The organism is Gordonia sp. NPDC058843, from assembly GCF_042743165.1.
GTDB lineage: Bacteria > Actinomycetota > Actinomycetes > Mycobacteriales > Mycobacteriaceae > Gordonia.
In genome coordinates this window covers 48,007-62,260 of record NZ_JBHYNC010000001.1, presented here as the reverse complement: position 1 = coordinate 62,260, position 14,254 = coordinate 48,007, and the positions used below count along the sequence as shown (strand labels likewise).

Below are 14,254 nucleotides of genomic sequence, written 5' to 3'. Positions count from 1 at the left end.
AACAACCGACCGCACCCACGGCGTTTCGCGTGATCACGCTCACAGTCGGGGCGTACTCTCGCCGCGTGGCCGCGAAGACTGCCGTCGATTTGCCGGAGTCGTCACGCGCTGTGCCCGCGCGGATCTCGACGGCGGCGATCGTCGTCGCGGCCGTCGTCGCACTCGGAGTGATCGCCTGGCACGTCGCGGCGTTCCCCATCACCAACCCCTTCTACGGACTCTTCGAGAACGCCACCGACGTCCGCGTCTACCGGGCAGGCGCCGCCACCGTGCTCGACGCCGGGCCCCTGTACGACGCCCCCGTCCTGTGGCGACTGCACTTCACCTATCCGCCGTTCGCCGCCGTGGTCTTCGTCCCGCTGGCGCTCCTCGGTGGAGCTCTTGCCCAGATCGCTTGGTGGGCAATCGGTTTCGTTGCGCTTGCGGGTGTGGTCGTGATGAGCCTGCGAAGTCTGGGCTATCGGGTGGATGGCCGTCTCGGTGTGTTCGCCGTGTCGATCGCGATCTCGTCGACCGCCCTCGAACCCATCCGCACCACCATCTGGCTGGGACAGGTCAACCTCCTGGTGATGACGCTGATCCTCGCCGACCTGGTGTTTCTCGGGAGATGCTCACGGTGGCGCGGCGTGGCCATCGGGATCGCCGCCGGAATCAAACTCACGCCCCTGTTCGCCGTCGTCTACCTGCTGGCGACCCGGCAATGGCGGGCGGCCGTCACAGCGGTGTCGACGTTCGTGGCAACCGTGGCGATCGGATTCCTGGTCGTCCCGGCCGACTCGTGGGCGTACTGGACCCGCCACCTCACCGACACCGAGCGCATCGGCCGGGCCGATTCACCGGCCAACCAGTCGGTGCGCGGATTCGTGTCGCAACTGCTGGCCCACTTCGACCTCGCACGATTCGCCGAGCGCGCAGTCGGCGGGCCCGTCTTCGTGGCGCCGGGGTGGCTGTGGCTGCCGCTCGCACTGATCGTCGCCGTAGTCGGGTTGCTCGCTGCGGTCCTTGCCCACCGCGACTCGCGCGACCTTCTCGCCGCAACGATCGTCGGGATGACGATGTGTGCCGTCTCGCCCTTCGCGTGGGGCCACCACTGGGTCTGGTGTGTGCCTCTGTTCGTCATCGCGCTGGACCTGGCCATGCGGCGGGGGACCACGGCCTCGACATGGTGGTACTGGCTCGCGCCGGCGGGCGTGGTGGGTCTGACCTTCACCTGGTGGCGGCACTGGTGGGACAGCGGTCCGTACCTGACATCGGATCACGCGATCGCGCTGGGCCTGTTCATGATGTCTCGTGACGGGAACGGATCGGCCGTCGGCGACATGCTGGTCGTGCTGTACTCGGGTTGCTACCCGCTGCTGCTCGCGGTGACGGTGTTCGCGACGTTGTTCGACGTCGCCCGGACGCGGCGCCGGGGTCGTATGGCCCGTCGGCCGGCGCCGGAGGACGCCGGCTCCATCGCGTAGCCTGGACGTCACGTTTCCGGGCCAGGCACCGGGCCGAACGAACAGGGTGGGAGACGATGCCGACACCGGGGGCGAGTGAGTCCAGAGTGAACGAGACGTCCACACCGAACCACGCGCGGAGCCGGCGGCCGAGTTCGGCCGCAGGGCGTGCCGACGCCGACCGCGGGTCCATGCGGCACCGTCTGCGCATCCACGCTCGTCATCGTCGCTATATCGTGCGCAGAAATCCGAAGTGGCATGGCATCTACCGCATCGCGGTCGGAACCATCGGCACGATCGTCCTGCTGTGCGGCATCGTCGCGATCCCATATCCGGGCCCCGGTTGGCTCATCGTGTTCCTCGGACTGGGGATCCTGGCGTCCGAGTTCGCCTGGGCGCACCGCTTGCTGAAGTTCGCGCGGTCGAAGTACGACGCCTGGATGGAATGGATGGGTCACCAGCACTGGTCGGTGCAGGCGATCTTCTGGCTCGGTACCTGCGCGATCGTCATCGCGACCCTGTGGCTTCTGGGCGCCCTGCACACCGTCGCCGGTTGGGTGGGCCTCGACTACGGCTGGCTGGCGAGTCCCGTCTTCGGCTGACGACCCGGCGCGCAGGGTAGGGGTGCACTCCGCGACGACGCGGCGCGGATACCATCAGAGTCGCAAACGTCCCGATCCGGACGCGTCTTCGCGTGTCCGCCCCGACCCTAGGAGCGCCCCCGTGCCCGACGACGTCCAGGTGACCAGCCCCGCCACGATCCGTGTGCCGGCTGGGACGACCGCGGGCACCGCACTGCGCGAGGCCGAGTTGCCCAACAAGGGGCCGGAGGCCATCGTCGTCGTCCGCGATGCGGCCGGTGATCTGCGTGACCTGTCGTGGGCACCCGACGCCGACACCGACGTCGAACCGGTTGCCGCGAACACCGAAGCCGGCCGTAGTGTGATCCGGCATTCCGCTGCACACGTTCTCGCGCAGGCGGTCCAGGAACTGTTCCCGGAAGCGAAGCTCGGCATCGGTCCGCCGATCAAGGACGGCTTCTACTACGACTTCGACGTCGCCGAGCCCTTCACCCCCGAGGACATCACCGCCCTCGAGAAGAAGATGAAGCAGATCATCAAGTCGGGGCAGCGGTTCTCGCGACGGGTGTATGCGTCGAAGGACGAGGCCCGCGCCGAACTGGCCGGTGAACCGTTCAAGCTCGAACTCATCGACGACAAGGGTGCCGCGGACGACGCCGAGGTCATGGAAGTCGGTGGTGGGGAACTGTCGGTCTACGACAACCTCAATCCTCGTACCGGCGAACGCATCTGGTGCGACCTCTGCCGCGGGCCGCACGTTCCGACCACGAAGTACATCGCCGCCTTTAAGCTGACCCGCAGTTCGGCCGCGTACTGGCGCGGGGATCAGGCCAACGCCGATCTCCAGCGCGTCTACGGCACCGCCTGGGAGTCGGCCGAGGCGCAGGACGCGCACCTGGTGATGCTCGCAGAGGCCGAGAAGCGCGACCACCGTCGTCTGGGTTCCGAGCTGGACCTGTTCAGCTTCCCCGACGAGATCGGTTCGGGCCTGCCGGTGTTCCACCCCAAGGGCGGCATCATCCGCAAGGAACTCGAGGACTACTCACGACTTCGTCACTCGCAGGCGGGCTACGAGTTCGTGTACACCCCCCATGCGACCAAGGGGGATCTGTTCAAGAAATCGGGTCACCTGGACTGGTACGCCGACGGCATGTATCCGCCGATGCAACTCGACGAGGAGCAGGATGCCGACGGCACGGTCCGCCGCCCGGCCATCGACTATTACCTCAAGCCGATGAACTGCCCGATGCACAACCTGATCTTCAACTCTCGTGGGCGGTCTTATCGTGAACTGCCACTGCGCTTGTTCGAGTTCGGCACCGTGTACCGCTACGAGAAGTCCGGTGTCATCCACGGCCTGACCCGCGCGCGTGGCTTCACCCAGGACGACGCCCACATCTACTGCACACGCGAGCAGATGGGCGAAGAGGTCCGGTCGCTGCTGCAGTTCGTGCTCGATCTCCTGCGCGATTACGGGCTCGACGACTTCTACCTCGAGCTCTCGACTCGCAACCCGGACAAGTCGATCGGTTCCGACGAGGCATGGGAGGAGGCCACCGAGGTCCTGCGCGACGCGGCGTCTAGCTTCGGACTCGACCTCGTCGACGATCCAGGGGGCGCAGCCTTCTACGCGCCGAAGATCTCCGTGCAGGCCCGCGACGCCATCGGCCGGACGTGGCAGATGTCGACGATCCAGGTCGATCTGATGCTCCCGGACCGGTTCGAGCTCGAGTACACCGGTTCCGACGGCGCCAAGCACCGGCCGGTGATGATCCACCGTGCGCTGTTCGGGTCCATCGAGCGCTTCTTCGGAGTGCTCACCGAGCACTACGCTGGTGCGTTCCCGGCCTGGCTCTCGCCGGTCCAGGTTGTGGGCATCCCGGTTGCCGAGGCCTTCGCCGAGCACCTGCAGGGCGTCGTCGACGACCTGTTCGCCGAGGGTGTCCGCGCCGAGGTCGACTCCTCCGACGACCGGATGCAGAAGAAGATCCGCAACCACACCACCGGCAAGGTGCCGTTCATGCTGCTGGCCGGCGAACGCGACGTCGAGGCCGGCGCGGTGAGCTTCCGCTTCCGCGACGGCACGCAGGTCAACGGCGTGCCGGTCGCCGCCGCGGTGGCCGTGATCGTCGAGTGGGTCCGGAGCAGGCGCAACGAGTCGCCCACCAAGGAACTGATCGAGGCCGCCCTGGGCGACGTGGAGACGGTCGTGGTGGCGGGGGCGCTCGATGAGTGACGCCGCGTTCGGGGACGCGCCCGGCGAGATCCGGGACGAGGGTGTCGGTGTCGGCGATCGCCTGCAACGGCTGTGGAGTCCGCACCGGATGACCTACATCGCCGACCCGCAGCCCGCGGAGAAGACCGGTCACCCGTTCCTCGACATCCCGACCATGTCCGACGAGGACGGCCTCATCGTCGCCCGCGGCGAGGCCGTGTACGCGGTGCTCAACCTCTACCCGTACAACCCCGGGCACACCATGGTGGTGCCGTACCGGCAGGTCGCCGACCTCGAGGACCTCACCGCCACGGAATCAGCCGAGCTGATGTCGTTCACGCAGCGGATGATCCGGACCATCAAGTCGGTGTCGAATCCGAACGCGTTCAACGTGGGTCTGAACCTCGGCTATGCGGCGGGCGGCTCGCTGTCCGAACACCTCCACCAGCATGTCGTGCCGCGGTGGATGGGCGACGCGAACTTCATCACGATCGTGGGCGAGACAAAGGTCATGCCGCAGTTGCTGCGGGACACCCGCGGGCTGCTGGCCGACGCCTGGCAGCGGCTGGGCGACTGACGTCCGCGGCGTGCGATCAGGTGAGGCGATGTCAGACGATGAGTGACCGGGAAGCGTCGGCGCGCGACGTGCGGCGAGATGGGGGAGGAACTCGGCGATGCTGAGCATTCTGGGTCGGGCGTCGGTCTCCAAGGTGACCCTCCCGATCGGTCGGGCGCTCTTGCGGACTGGACTCACGCCGGACTCGGTGACGGTCATCGGCACGCTGGCCGGTGTCGCAGCCGCCCTCACGCTGTTCCCGATGGGACACCTGTTCGTCGGCACGCTGGTGATCTGGCTGTTCGTGATGTTCGACATGCTCGACGGTGCGATGGCCCGCGCCAGGGGCGGCGGCACGCGATTCGGCGCGGTGCTCGACGCGACCTGTGACCGCGTCGCCGACGGCGCCATCTTCGCCGGCCTGGCGTGGTGGTGCGCGGTCACCGAACCCCACGACCTCCTGCTCGTCGCGACGCTGATCTGCCTGGTGACCTCGCAGGTCATCTCCTACGCCAAGGCCCGCGCGGAGGCGAGTGGTCTCTACGGCGACGGCGGTCTGATCGAGCGGCCGGACCGACTCATCATCGTGCTCGTCGGCACCGGGCTCACGGGTCTGGGCCTGTGGTGGGCCGTGCACGTCGCGATGTGGCTCCTCGCGGTCGCCAGTGTGATCACCGTCGGGCAGCGGATGTGGTCGATCGCCCAGTCCCCGGGCGCGCGGGACCTCATCCCGATCACCCCGAAGCCCGCAGAGTCCGAATCCGAGAACACCGGAACAGGGCACGCCCCACGAGATCTCGGGGACTCGGGTCCGACTGCCGGTACGGACGGCCAGATCCCACCTGAGCGACAGCGATGACCGATCTCCGCGCGTTGGCCGCCGACCTCGGGTACCGGGCGGGGTGGGCCGCGGTACGGCGGGCGCCGGAACGGGCGGCCCGGGCCGTCTTCGACCGTGCCGGGAATTATGCCGGTCGCCGATCCGGTGGTCCGGACCAGTTGCGGCGCAACCTCGCTCGGGTCCTCGGCGTCGATCCCGCACAGGTGCCCGACGACCTCGTGGCCGACGCGGTGCGCTCCTACGCGCGCTACTGGTGCGAGGCCTTCCGACTGCCGTCGCAGGATCCCGCGACGGTCGCGAAGACCGCCGTGCTCCCCGATGCGGACCGAGCCCGACTCGACGCGGCAGTCGCCCGTGGCAAAGGGGTCGTCCTGGCTCTGCCGCACACCGGTAACTGGGACATGGCCGGTGTCTGGCTGGTCCATCATTACGGCAGTCTGTCGACCGTGGCCGAACGTCTGAAGCCGGAGTCGCTGTTCGACCAGTTCGTCGCATACCGCGAATCGCTCGGTTTCGAGATCTTTCCCCTGAGCGGCGGCGAGCAGCCACCCTTCGGGCTGCTCGCCGAACGGCTTCGTGCCGGCGGCATCGTCTGCCTGCTCGGCGAGCGTGACATCGCCCGGCACGGGGTTCCGGTGACCTTCTTCGGCGAACGAACCCGCATGCCGGCGGGGTCGGCGCGACTGGCGATCGAGACCGGCGCAGCACTGTTGCCGGCCCATCACTGGTTCGAGGAGGCGCCGTACTCCCGCATGAGCCTCGGCGAGCCGATCGACGTCTCCGGCGGGATCGAGTCCGCCACCCAGTCCCTGGCCGACGCCTTCGCGGTCAACATCGCGGCGCACCCCGCGGACTGGCACATGCTGCAGCCGCTGTGGGAGGCCGACTGGAGCGAGCGGCAACGCGGTCGCGTGGAGCAGCCGGACGGGCCGCCGCCATGACCGGACGCGACGATCAGGACTCGGGAACGACGACCAGGGGAGTGCTTTGCGTATCGGGATGATCTGCCCCTATTCGTTCGATGTGCCCGGCGGGGTCCAGGCCCATGTCACCGAACTCGCCGACGTGTTCCTCGCCCGCGGTCATGAGGTCAGCGTGCTCGCCCCGGCCGCACGTGACACCGCACTCCCGGACTATGTCGTCCGGGCGGGACCGGCGCTGGCGCTTCCGTACAACGGGTCGGTCTCCCGGGTGAACTTCAGTCCGAAGGGATACCTCCGGATGCGCCGCTGGGTCGCCGAGAACGGTTTCGACGTCCTGCACGTCCACGAACCGAACTCGCCGAGCATCTCGATGCTGTCGCTCATGGTGGCTTCCGGTCCGATTGTCACCACCTTCCACACCGCCACCTCGAAGTCGTTGTGGCTGAGCGCCTTCCAGGGAGTCTTGCGCCCGTATCACGAACGGATAGCGGGCAAGATCGCCGTCTCCGAGCTTGCGCGCCGGTGGCAGATGGAGTCGCTCGGCTCGGATGCCGTCGAGATCCCGAACGGCATCAACGTCGGGGCGTTCGCGGACGCGGAGCCCCTCGAGGGCTATCCGCATCCGGGCGGGACGATCCTGTTCCTCGGTCGCTTCGACGAGCCGCGCAAGGGCATCGACGTCCTGATGCGAGCGCTGCCCGCGGTCGTGGAGAAGTTCCCGTACGTGCGAGTCCTGGTGGTCGGCGGCGGCAACCAGGCCGCGTTGCGCCGGCGGGCGGGCGCACTTGCCGAGCACCTGGTGTTCCTCGGGCAGGTCGACGACGCGACCAAGGCACGTGCGCTGGCCTCCGCCGACGTCTACTGCGCACCGAACCTCGGCGGTGAGAGCTTCGGCATCGTCCTCGTCGAGGCGATGGCCGCCGGGGCGGCAGTGATCGCCAGCTCCCTGAACGCCTTCCGGCGAGTGCTCGACGACGGCCGGGCCGGGCGTCTGGTCGAGACCGGCTCCCCGGATCAGCTCGCCGCCGGACTCGTCGATCTCCTCACCGATCCCCAGGCGCGTGCGGATCTCGTGGCCGCCGGACGAGTCCGCGCCGACAGGTACGACTGGTCGCGGGTGGCCGACCAGATCCTCCGGGTCTACGACACCGTCACGGTGGGAGCCGGTCCGGTCGTGGTGTCGGACTGATGGCCACCTGGATCGTCCTCGGCGTGGTGGCCGTGCTGCTCGTGGTGGGCTGGGCCTACCACACGGCCAACCGGCTCGACCGCCTCAACGTGCGCGTCGATCTCGCCCGTCAGGCGCTCGAATCGAGCCTTGACCGGCGCGCGGTGGTCGTGCGTGCCGTGTCCGCCGAGATGATCGCGGGCGACGGTGCCGGGGGATATCGCAAGGCCGTCGGCGACGACGTCGCCGCGCAGGCGCGGGAGTTGGCGCTGCTGGCCGATCGCGCCGAGCGTGCCGCTCCATCGGCACGCGAGGATGCCGAGAACGCGGTGTCGGCGGCCCTGGCGCGGACCGACCCGAATCGCCGATCAGCGGCCCTCGTCGTCGAACTCGCCGACGCCGAGACGCGGGTGATGATGGCGCGCCGGTTCTACAACGACGCCGTGCGCGACACGCGTGCCCTCGCCCAGCGCCGGCCCGTCCGGTGGTTGCGCCTCGGCGGGCACGCGAAGCCCCCGGAGTACTTCGAGATCATCGAGCGCGTCACCCCAGGCCAGACGGACTGACCCTCGTCGGGGGCTCCACACCGCTCACCTAGACTGGTGGCCGTACCGTCGCGCGATCGCGGCTGGTCGAGACTGCGACACGAGGAGATCTGAGTGAGTCACAACGGCGCGACCGTTCCCGAGGTCGGCCAGGGCACGGCCCGGGTCAAGCGCGGCATGGCGGAGATGCTCAAGGGCGGCGTGATCATGGATGTCGTGACCCCCGAGCAGGCGAAGATCGCCGAGGACGCCGGTGCGGTCGCGGTCATGGCTCTCGAGCGGGTGCCTGCCGACATCCGCGCCCAGGGCGGTGTCTCGCGGATGAGCGATCCCGACATGATCGACGGCATCATCGCGGCGGTGTCGATCCCGGTGATGGCCAAGGCCCGCATCGGTCATTTCGTCGAGGCGCAGGTCCTGCAGAGCCTGGGCGTGGACTACGTCGACGAGTCCGAGGTCCTGACCCCGGCCGACTACAGCAACCACATCGACAAGTGGGCCTTCACGGTGCCGTTCGTGTGCGGTGCGACCAACCTCGGCGAGGCCCTGCGCCGGATCACCGAAGGTGCGGCGATGATTCGCTCGAAGGGCGAGGCCGGCACCGGTGATGTGTCCAACGCGACGACCCACATGCGTCAGATCCGTGATCAGATCCGGCGCCTGACGTCGCTGCCGAAGGACGAGTTGTACGTCGCGGCAAAGGAATTGCAGGCGCCCTACGAGCTCGTGGCCGAGGTGGCCGAGGCCGGCAAGCTGCCGGTCACACTGTTCACCGCCGGTGGCATCGCCACCCCCGCCGACGCCGCGATGATGATGCAGCTCGGCGCCGAGGGCGTCTTCGTGGGATCGGGCATCTTCAAGTCCGGCAACCCGGCACAGCGCGCTGCGGCGATCGTCCAGGCGACCACCTTCCACGACGATCCCGACGTGCTGGCGAAGGTCTCGCGCGGTCTGGGCGAGGCGATGGTCGGCATCAACGTCGACGACATCCCGCAGCCGCACCGTCTCGCCGAGCGCGGCTGGTGACCGGTCCGACCGAATCATAGGTGGTCAGACGGACCGCCGTCCGCCGCGGAACCCCTCCTCAACACGCCCGACACCGAACAGTCGACATGCGTAGCGGGTCAGGGGCTCCGCGGCGGTAGTATCTGCTGATCATGGATGCGGCGACCATCGTCCGAGACGCCTCGGTCTCGGGCACACACATCGTGGGTGAATTGCGGCTCGAGTGGTCCGCCGCGTGCAACGTGGGGCGGGTACGAGAGACCAATGAGGATGCGGCCCTGGCTCTGCCGGGTATGTACCTCATCGCCGACGGCATGGGCGGACACGACAGCGGGGAGCTCGCCAGCGAGGCGGCACTGCTGACGCTGTCGGAGGCCACCAGCGCCGGCGAGCTCAAGGCCACCCAACTGCAGCTCGACGACCTGCTGCTCGCGGCCCAGCGACGCATAGGGGAGATCGACACCGAGACCGACCGGCGGGCGGGTACCACCGCGACCGGCATCGTGCTCGTCACCGACGAGCAGGCCCCGCACTGGCTCGTGCTCAACATCGGGGACTCGCGCACCTATCGGTTCCAGAACGACTATCTCCAACAGCTCACCACCGACCACTCGCAGGTGCAGGAATTCATCGACGCCGGATTCCTGACCCCCGAGCAGGCGCGAACCGACCCGCGCCGCAACGTGATCACCCGCGCTCTCGGTGCGGGCATGGTCGACCCGGTGGCCGACTATTCGAGCACGCCCGCCTTCCCGGGCGACGTGCTGCTGCTGTGCACCGACGGACTGACCGGGGAACTGCCCGACGAGGAGATCGGTGACATCCTGCGCAACGCGTCGGACTCCCGGCAGGCGGCCGAGCGGCTCGTCGACGCCGCACTGGCTCTCGGGGCGCACGACAACGTCACCGTCATCGTCGTGGGCGTGCACGAGTCGGTCCCGACCCTGACGATGCCCGCGCTCGACGGTTCGGCGCAGGGAGATGCCGCCGGACAGGCTCCGGCCCCCGACCCGAGCTGATCGGAGAGCTGATGTCCACGGGTCAGGACCGGACCGCGACCCCCGCAGACGCCGACGACGCCGCGCTCGATGCCGGCGCGACCTACGTCGAGTACTGCGGCGAGCGCATCGCCCTCGATGCCGACCGCCGGTTCTTCATCGGTCGTGAGGCGGATCTGTCGATCGACGACAACCCCTACCTCCATCGGCGATTCCTGGTGATCCACAACGAGAACGGGCTCTGGTGGCTCACCAACCTGGGAACGCACCTGTCGGCCAGCGTCTCGGCGGGAGACGTCGGGTTCTCCGCGACGCTGGGGCCGGGTGCGCGGATGCCGCTGGTCTTCGGGGAGACGACCATCGTCTTCACCGCGGGTCCGACCACCTATGAGCTGAGCCTGTTCGCCCGCGCGCCGCAGGTGAAATCGGTGACGCGCCCGGAGTACAGCGGGGGGCACACCACCCAGGGCGTACCGACGCTCACGGAGAGCCAGAAGCTGCTGATCATCGTGCTGGCCGAGGAGATCCTGCGGCGCGAGGGGACCGGCTCGAGTGCCATCCCGTCGTCGGCGCAGGCGGCCCGCCGGCTGGGCTGGCCGCTGACCAAGTTCAACCGCAAGCTCGACAACGTCTGCGACAAGCTCGATCAACTCGGGGTGAGCGGAATGCGCGGCGGGGGTGGCAAACTCGCCAGCAACCGACGGACCAAGCTCGTGGAGTACGCGGTGTCGTCGCGCATCGTCACCCGCGAGGACCTCCCACTCATCGACGCCGAGGCGGCCAGGAACGCCGCCGGCTGAGTCCGGATTCTGTGACGACCCCTCTGACCTGCGGCTTCGTCGTGGGTAGTTCTCCCCACGGGTAGGGGAGTTCTCCCCATCGACCACCCGGGCGAAAGCTCATAATCTTCATCTCATCGCCGGGAGAACCCGGGTGACCACCGGAAGAGAATGAGTGAAGAGGAAGCAATCATGACTGCCATCGCCCATCAGGCCCCCCAGCACCTCCGTTCGGTCAGCGCTCGTCGCGATGCGGAGGCCATCGCCCGCCGCAAGGAAGCCCTGGCGCGTCTCGCGGCCCGCCGGATGCCGTTGCCCGGCCACCAGATCCAGACGCCCCGCGCGGGTCAGCCGCTCGGCCTGGGGCATCGTCCGGGGCATCCCCACCTGCACCGCACGGTCGGTGCCCCCGTCGCCGACATCCCCGAGGCCGTGGAGGTCTCGATCGACCGCGCCAAGCCCAACCTCACCTCGCGTGAGGTCGAGGTCCTGCGCACCTGGATGCTCGTCGACTCCAAACCTGCTGTGGCGCAGGAGCTCTACATCTCGCTCGGCACCGTCAACACGCATCTCACGCGCATCCGCGCCAAGTACGCGGAGATCGGCCGTCCGGCCCCGACCAAGGCGTCGCTGGTCGCCCGCGCCATCCAGGACGGGATCATGACGCTCGACGAGCTGTGATCGCCGGCTGCGCTTCGGCGGGCAGGGGAGTGCCCACCGGCGCGGTGCGCGATACTGGTCTGCGTGGCAGCCATCGAGGACATACTCCAGGTCGAACAGATCGAGACCGACATCTACCGCGGCGGTGCGTTCCCGAGCCACCTCCAGCGGACCTTCGGCGGACAGGTCGCCGGACAGTCGCTGATGTCGGCGACCCGCACGGTGTCCGATGAATTCGACGTCCACTCACTGCACGGCTACTTCCTCCGCCCCGGTGACCCGGACCGACCGGCGGTGTTCCTCGTCGACCGGATCCGGGACGGGCGGTCGTTCGTCACCCGGCGCGTGACCGGCGTCCAGAACGGTGAGGCGATCTTCACCATGTCCGCCTCGTTCCACGTCCGCACCGACGAGGGCTACGAGCACCAGGACCGGATGCCCCCGGCGCCGCAGCCCGACGAACTCACCGACCGCCTCGACGAGCTCGGCGAGGAGGAACGGGCGGTCTTCAAGGAGTGGCGCAACTTCGATCTGCGCATCGTCCCGCCGGAGCTGATGGTGACCTCGTCGTATTTCGCTGCGCAGCAACGGGTCTGGTTCCGTTATCGTCATCGTCTGCCCGATGACACCGTCTTCCACGTCGGCACCCTCGCCTACATGAGCGACATGACCCTGCTCGGCTCGTCCCGCGTACCCCACCCCGAGTCCAACCCGCAGGTCGCCTCTCTCGACCACGCGATGTGGTTCATGCGTCCCTTCCGCGCCGACGACTGGCTGCTCTACGACCAGACCTCACCCTCGGCGGGCGCCGGCCGGGCCCTGACCCAAGGGCGGATCTTCGACATCCGGGGTCGGCTGGTCGCGGCGGTCACCCAGGAGGGGCTCGCCCGCACCGGTCGCCGGATGCCGGCCGACCAGCACGCCCGGACCGATCGGTGAGTCCGACGAGCCGACCACGCATCGGGGTACTGGCACTACAGGGCGACGTCCGCGAACACGTCTTCGCGCTCGAGGCGGCCGGTGCCGACGCCGTGGCCGTCCGACGTCCGGCCGAACTCGACGAGATCGACGGCATCGTCATCCCCGGCGGTGAATCGACGACGATGAGCAAACTGCTGGGCATCTTCGATCTGTTCGACCCGCTGGCTGCGAAGCTGTCCGACGGCCTGCCGGCCTACGGTTCGTGTGCGGGCATGATCATGCTCGCGTCCACGATCCTCGATACCCGGCCCGACGCGCGTCATCTCGATGCCCTTGATGTGACGGTGCGGCGCAACGCATTCGGCCGTCAGGTGGAGAGTTTCGAGACCGACCTGGAGTTCACCGGGATCACCGACACCGACGGCGCCGCGCCGATGCGCGCGGTGTTCATCCGGGCGCCGTGGGTCGAGACGATCGCCCCCGAGGTCGAGGTGCTGGCGCGTGTTCCCGACGGCCCCGCGGCCGGTCGGATCGTCGCCGTCCGCCAGGGGAGCGTGCTCGCGACGTCGTTCCACCCGGAGGTGACCGGCGACCGGCGTGTACATGAATACTTCGTGGAGATGGTGCGTCGGTAAGATCGTGCCGAACCAGCGGTAGACCACGAGCCCGGCACGCGCCGGGTACAACCAACAGGGCGACCGAGTAGAGGCAGGAGTGCGCCGGATGCGGGCCTGTGCCCGCCGTACGTGCCGGCGCCGGGAAAGGAATCGACGGACATGAGCGGCCACTCCAAATGGGCCACCACCAAGCACAAGAAGGCGGCCATCGACGCCAAGCGCGGCAAGATGTTCGCCAAGCTGATCAAGAACATCGAGGTGGCGGCACGGACCGGCGGCGGCGACCCGGCGGGTAACCCCACGCTGTTCGACGCCATCCAGAAGGCGAAGAAGACCTCGGTCCCCAACGACAACATCGAGCGCGCGCGCAAGCGTGGCGGTGGCGAAGAGGCCGGCGGCGCGGACTGGCAGACCATCATGTACGAGGGCTACGGACCCAACGGTGTCGCCGTTCTCATCGAGTGCCTCACCGACAACCGCAACCGCGCCGCGGGCGAGGTGCGGACCGCGATGACGCGTAACGGCGGCAACATGGCCGACCCGGGCTCGGTGTCCTATCTGTTCACCCGCAAGGGCGTGGTGACGCTGGAGAAGAACGGGCAGACCGAGGACGACGTCCTGATGGCGGTCCTCGATGCCGGCGCCGAAGAGGTCACCGATCTCGGCGAGTCCTTCGAGATCGTCAGCGAGCCGAGCGATCTGATCGCCGTCCGCAGCGCCCTGCAGGAGGCCGGCATCGACTACGACTCCGCCGAGGCGAGCTTCCGGGCGTCGGTCGAGGTGGCGGTGGATGCCGACGGTGCCCGCAAGGTGTTCAAGCTGATCGACGCACTCGAGGACTCCGACGACGTCCAGAACGTGTACAGCAATGTCGACATCAGTGACGAGGTCCTCGCCGAACTCGAGAACGACTGAATCAGCCCACCATGGCCCCGGTGTGTTGCTCACCGGTGTTGTCCGCCCGTCCCGATAGGATCTCGAACAGTTGTTCGTAGCTGTTCAC

Annotated in this window: 15 protein-coding genes; all 15 read left to right on the top strand. The window is 68.4% G+C overall.

What is annotated here, in order from left to right; translation table 11 throughout:
* Positions 1–65: 65 nt before the first annotated feature.
* The 15 genes from ACFW3F_RS00270 (at position 66) to ACFW3F_RS00200 (ending at position 14,166) form a co-directional block, all read left to right on the top strand.
* On the top strand, positions 66–1,463 hold the full coding sequence (locus tag ACFW3F_RS00270) for a glycosyltransferase 87 family protein (RefSeq protein WP_388053158.1): 1,398 nt from the start codon (positions 66–68) through the stop codon (positions 1,461–1,463).
* A 56-nt stretch (positions 1,464–1,519) separates the two neighbouring features.
* Positions 1,520–2,044 carry a TIGR02611 family protein gene (locus tag ACFW3F_RS00265; RefSeq protein WP_388053156.1) on the top strand — a complete coding sequence of 175 codons (525 nt, stop codon included), beginning with the start codon at positions 1,520–1,522 and terminating at the stop codon, positions 2,042–2,044.
* A 121-nt stretch (positions 2,045–2,165) separates the two neighbouring features.
* Complete coding sequence (gene thrS, locus ACFW3F_RS00260) at positions 2,166–4,259, top strand: threonine--tRNA ligase (protein WP_388053154.1); 2,094 nt, start codon at positions 2,166–2,168, stop codon at positions 4,257–4,259.
* On the top strand, positions 4,252–4,815 hold the full coding sequence (locus tag ACFW3F_RS00255; RefSeq protein ID WP_388053152.1) for an HIT family protein: 564 nt from the start codon (positions 4,252–4,254) through the stop codon (positions 4,813–4,815). The genes thrS and ACFW3F_RS00255 overlap by 8 nt, the downstream gene beginning before the upstream one ends.
* A gap of 97 nt (positions 4,816–4,912) precedes the next feature.
* On the top strand, positions 4,913–5,653 hold the full coding sequence (gene pgsA, locus ACFW3F_RS00250; protein ID WP_388053150.1) for a phosphatidylinositol phosphate synthase: 741 nt from the start codon (positions 4,913–4,915) through the stop codon (positions 5,651–5,653).
* The gene (locus tag ACFW3F_RS00245) at positions 5,650–6,576 is read left to right on the top strand and encodes a phosphatidylinositol mannoside acyltransferase (RefSeq protein WP_388053148.1); all 927 of its coding nucleotides are present in this window, start codon (positions 5,650–5,652) and stop codon (positions 6,574–6,576) included. The genes pgsA and ACFW3F_RS00245 overlap by 4 nt, the downstream gene beginning before the upstream one ends.
* 46 nt (positions 6,577–6,622) lie before the next feature.
* On the top strand, positions 6,623–7,747 hold the full coding sequence (locus ACFW3F_RS00240; protein WP_388053146.1) for a glycosyltransferase family 4 protein: 1,125 nt from the start codon (positions 6,623–6,625) through the stop codon (positions 7,745–7,747).
* Entirely contained in the window at positions 7,747–8,292 is a 546-nt protein-coding gene (locus ACFW3F_RS00235) for an NUDIX hydrolase (protein ID WP_388053144.1), read from the top strand. Before ACFW3F_RS00240 ends, ACFW3F_RS00235 begins: the two co-directional genes overlap by 1 nt.
* 93 nt (positions 8,293–8,385) lie before the next feature.
* Positions 8,386–9,297, top strand: coding sequence for a pyridoxal 5'-phosphate synthase lyase subunit PdxS (pdxS, locus tag ACFW3F_RS00230; RefSeq protein WP_388053142.1), 912 nt, complete (start codon positions 8,386–8,388; stop codon positions 9,295–9,297).
* Between the two features lie 131 nt (positions 9,298–9,428).
* Entirely contained in the window at positions 9,429–10,295 is an 867-nt protein-coding gene (locus ACFW3F_RS00225) for a PP2C family protein-serine/threonine phosphatase (RefSeq protein ID WP_388053140.1), read from the top strand.
* An 11-nt stretch (positions 10,296–10,306) separates the two neighbouring features.
* A complete protein-coding gene (locus ACFW3F_RS00220) occupies positions 10,307–11,074 on the top strand; it encodes a hypothetical protein (protein WP_388053138.1) in 768 nt (255 codons plus the stop codon).
* A gap of 171 nt (positions 11,075–11,245) precedes the next feature.
* Entirely contained in the window at positions 11,246–11,734 is a 489-nt protein-coding gene (locus ACFW3F_RS00215; protein WP_388053136.1) for a LuxR C-terminal-related transcriptional regulator, read from the top strand.
* Positions 11,735–11,797: 63 nt separating this feature from the next.
* Entirely contained in the window at positions 11,798–12,652 is an 855-nt protein-coding gene (locus ACFW3F_RS00210) for an acyl-CoA thioesterase (protein WP_388053135.1), read from the top strand.
* Entirely contained in the window at positions 12,649–13,269 is a 621-nt protein-coding gene (gene pdxT, locus ACFW3F_RS00205; RefSeq protein WP_388053133.1) for a pyridoxal 5'-phosphate synthase glutaminase subunit PdxT, read from the top strand. The genes ACFW3F_RS00210 and pdxT overlap by 4 nt, the downstream gene beginning before the upstream one ends.
* 141 nt (positions 13,270–13,410) lie before the next feature.
* A complete protein-coding gene (locus ACFW3F_RS00200; protein WP_388053131.1) occupies positions 13,411–14,166 on the top strand; it encodes a YebC/PmpR family DNA-binding transcriptional regulator in 756 nt (251 codons plus the stop codon).
* Positions 14,167–14,254 lie beyond the last annotated feature (88 nt).

Excerpts from the sequence above, each read along its gene's own strand:
- ACFW3F_RS00220 (WP_388053138.1), top strand. The coding sequence starts at position 10,307 with ATGTCCACGGGTCAGGACCGGACCGCGACCCCCGCAGACGCCGACGAC.
- ACFW3F_RS00255 (WP_388053152.1), top strand. The coding sequence starts at position 4,252 with ATGAGTGACGCCGCGTTCGGGGACGCGCCCGGCGAGATCCGGGACGAG.
- ACFW3F_RS00235 (WP_388053144.1), top strand. The coding sequence starts at position 7,747 with ATGGCCACCTGGATCGTCCTCGGCGTGGTGGCCGTGCTGCTCGTGGTG.
- ACFW3F_RS00200 (WP_388053131.1), top strand. The coding sequence starts at position 13,411 with ATGAGCGGCCACTCCAAATGGGCCACCACCAAGCACAAGAAGGCGGCC.
- ACFW3F_RS00245 (WP_388053148.1), top strand. The coding sequence starts at position 5,650 with ATGACCGATCTCCGCGCGTTGGCCGCCGACCTCGGGTACCGGGCGGGG.
- ACFW3F_RS00225 (WP_388053140.1), top strand. The coding sequence starts at position 9,429 with ATGGATGCGGCGACCATCGTCCGAGACGCCTCGGTCTCGGGCACACAC.
- ACFW3F_RS00265 (WP_388053156.1), top strand. The coding sequence starts at position 1,520 with ATGCCGACACCGGGGGCGAGTGAGTCCAGAGTGAACGAGACGTCCACA.
- ACFW3F_RS00215 (WP_388053136.1), top strand. The coding sequence starts at position 11,246 with ATGACTGCCATCGCCCATCAGGCCCCCCAGCACCTCCGTTCGGTCAGC.
- pgsA (WP_388053150.1), top strand. The coding sequence starts at position 4,913 with ATGCTGAGCATTCTGGGTCGGGCGTCGGTCTCCAAGGTGACCCTCCCG.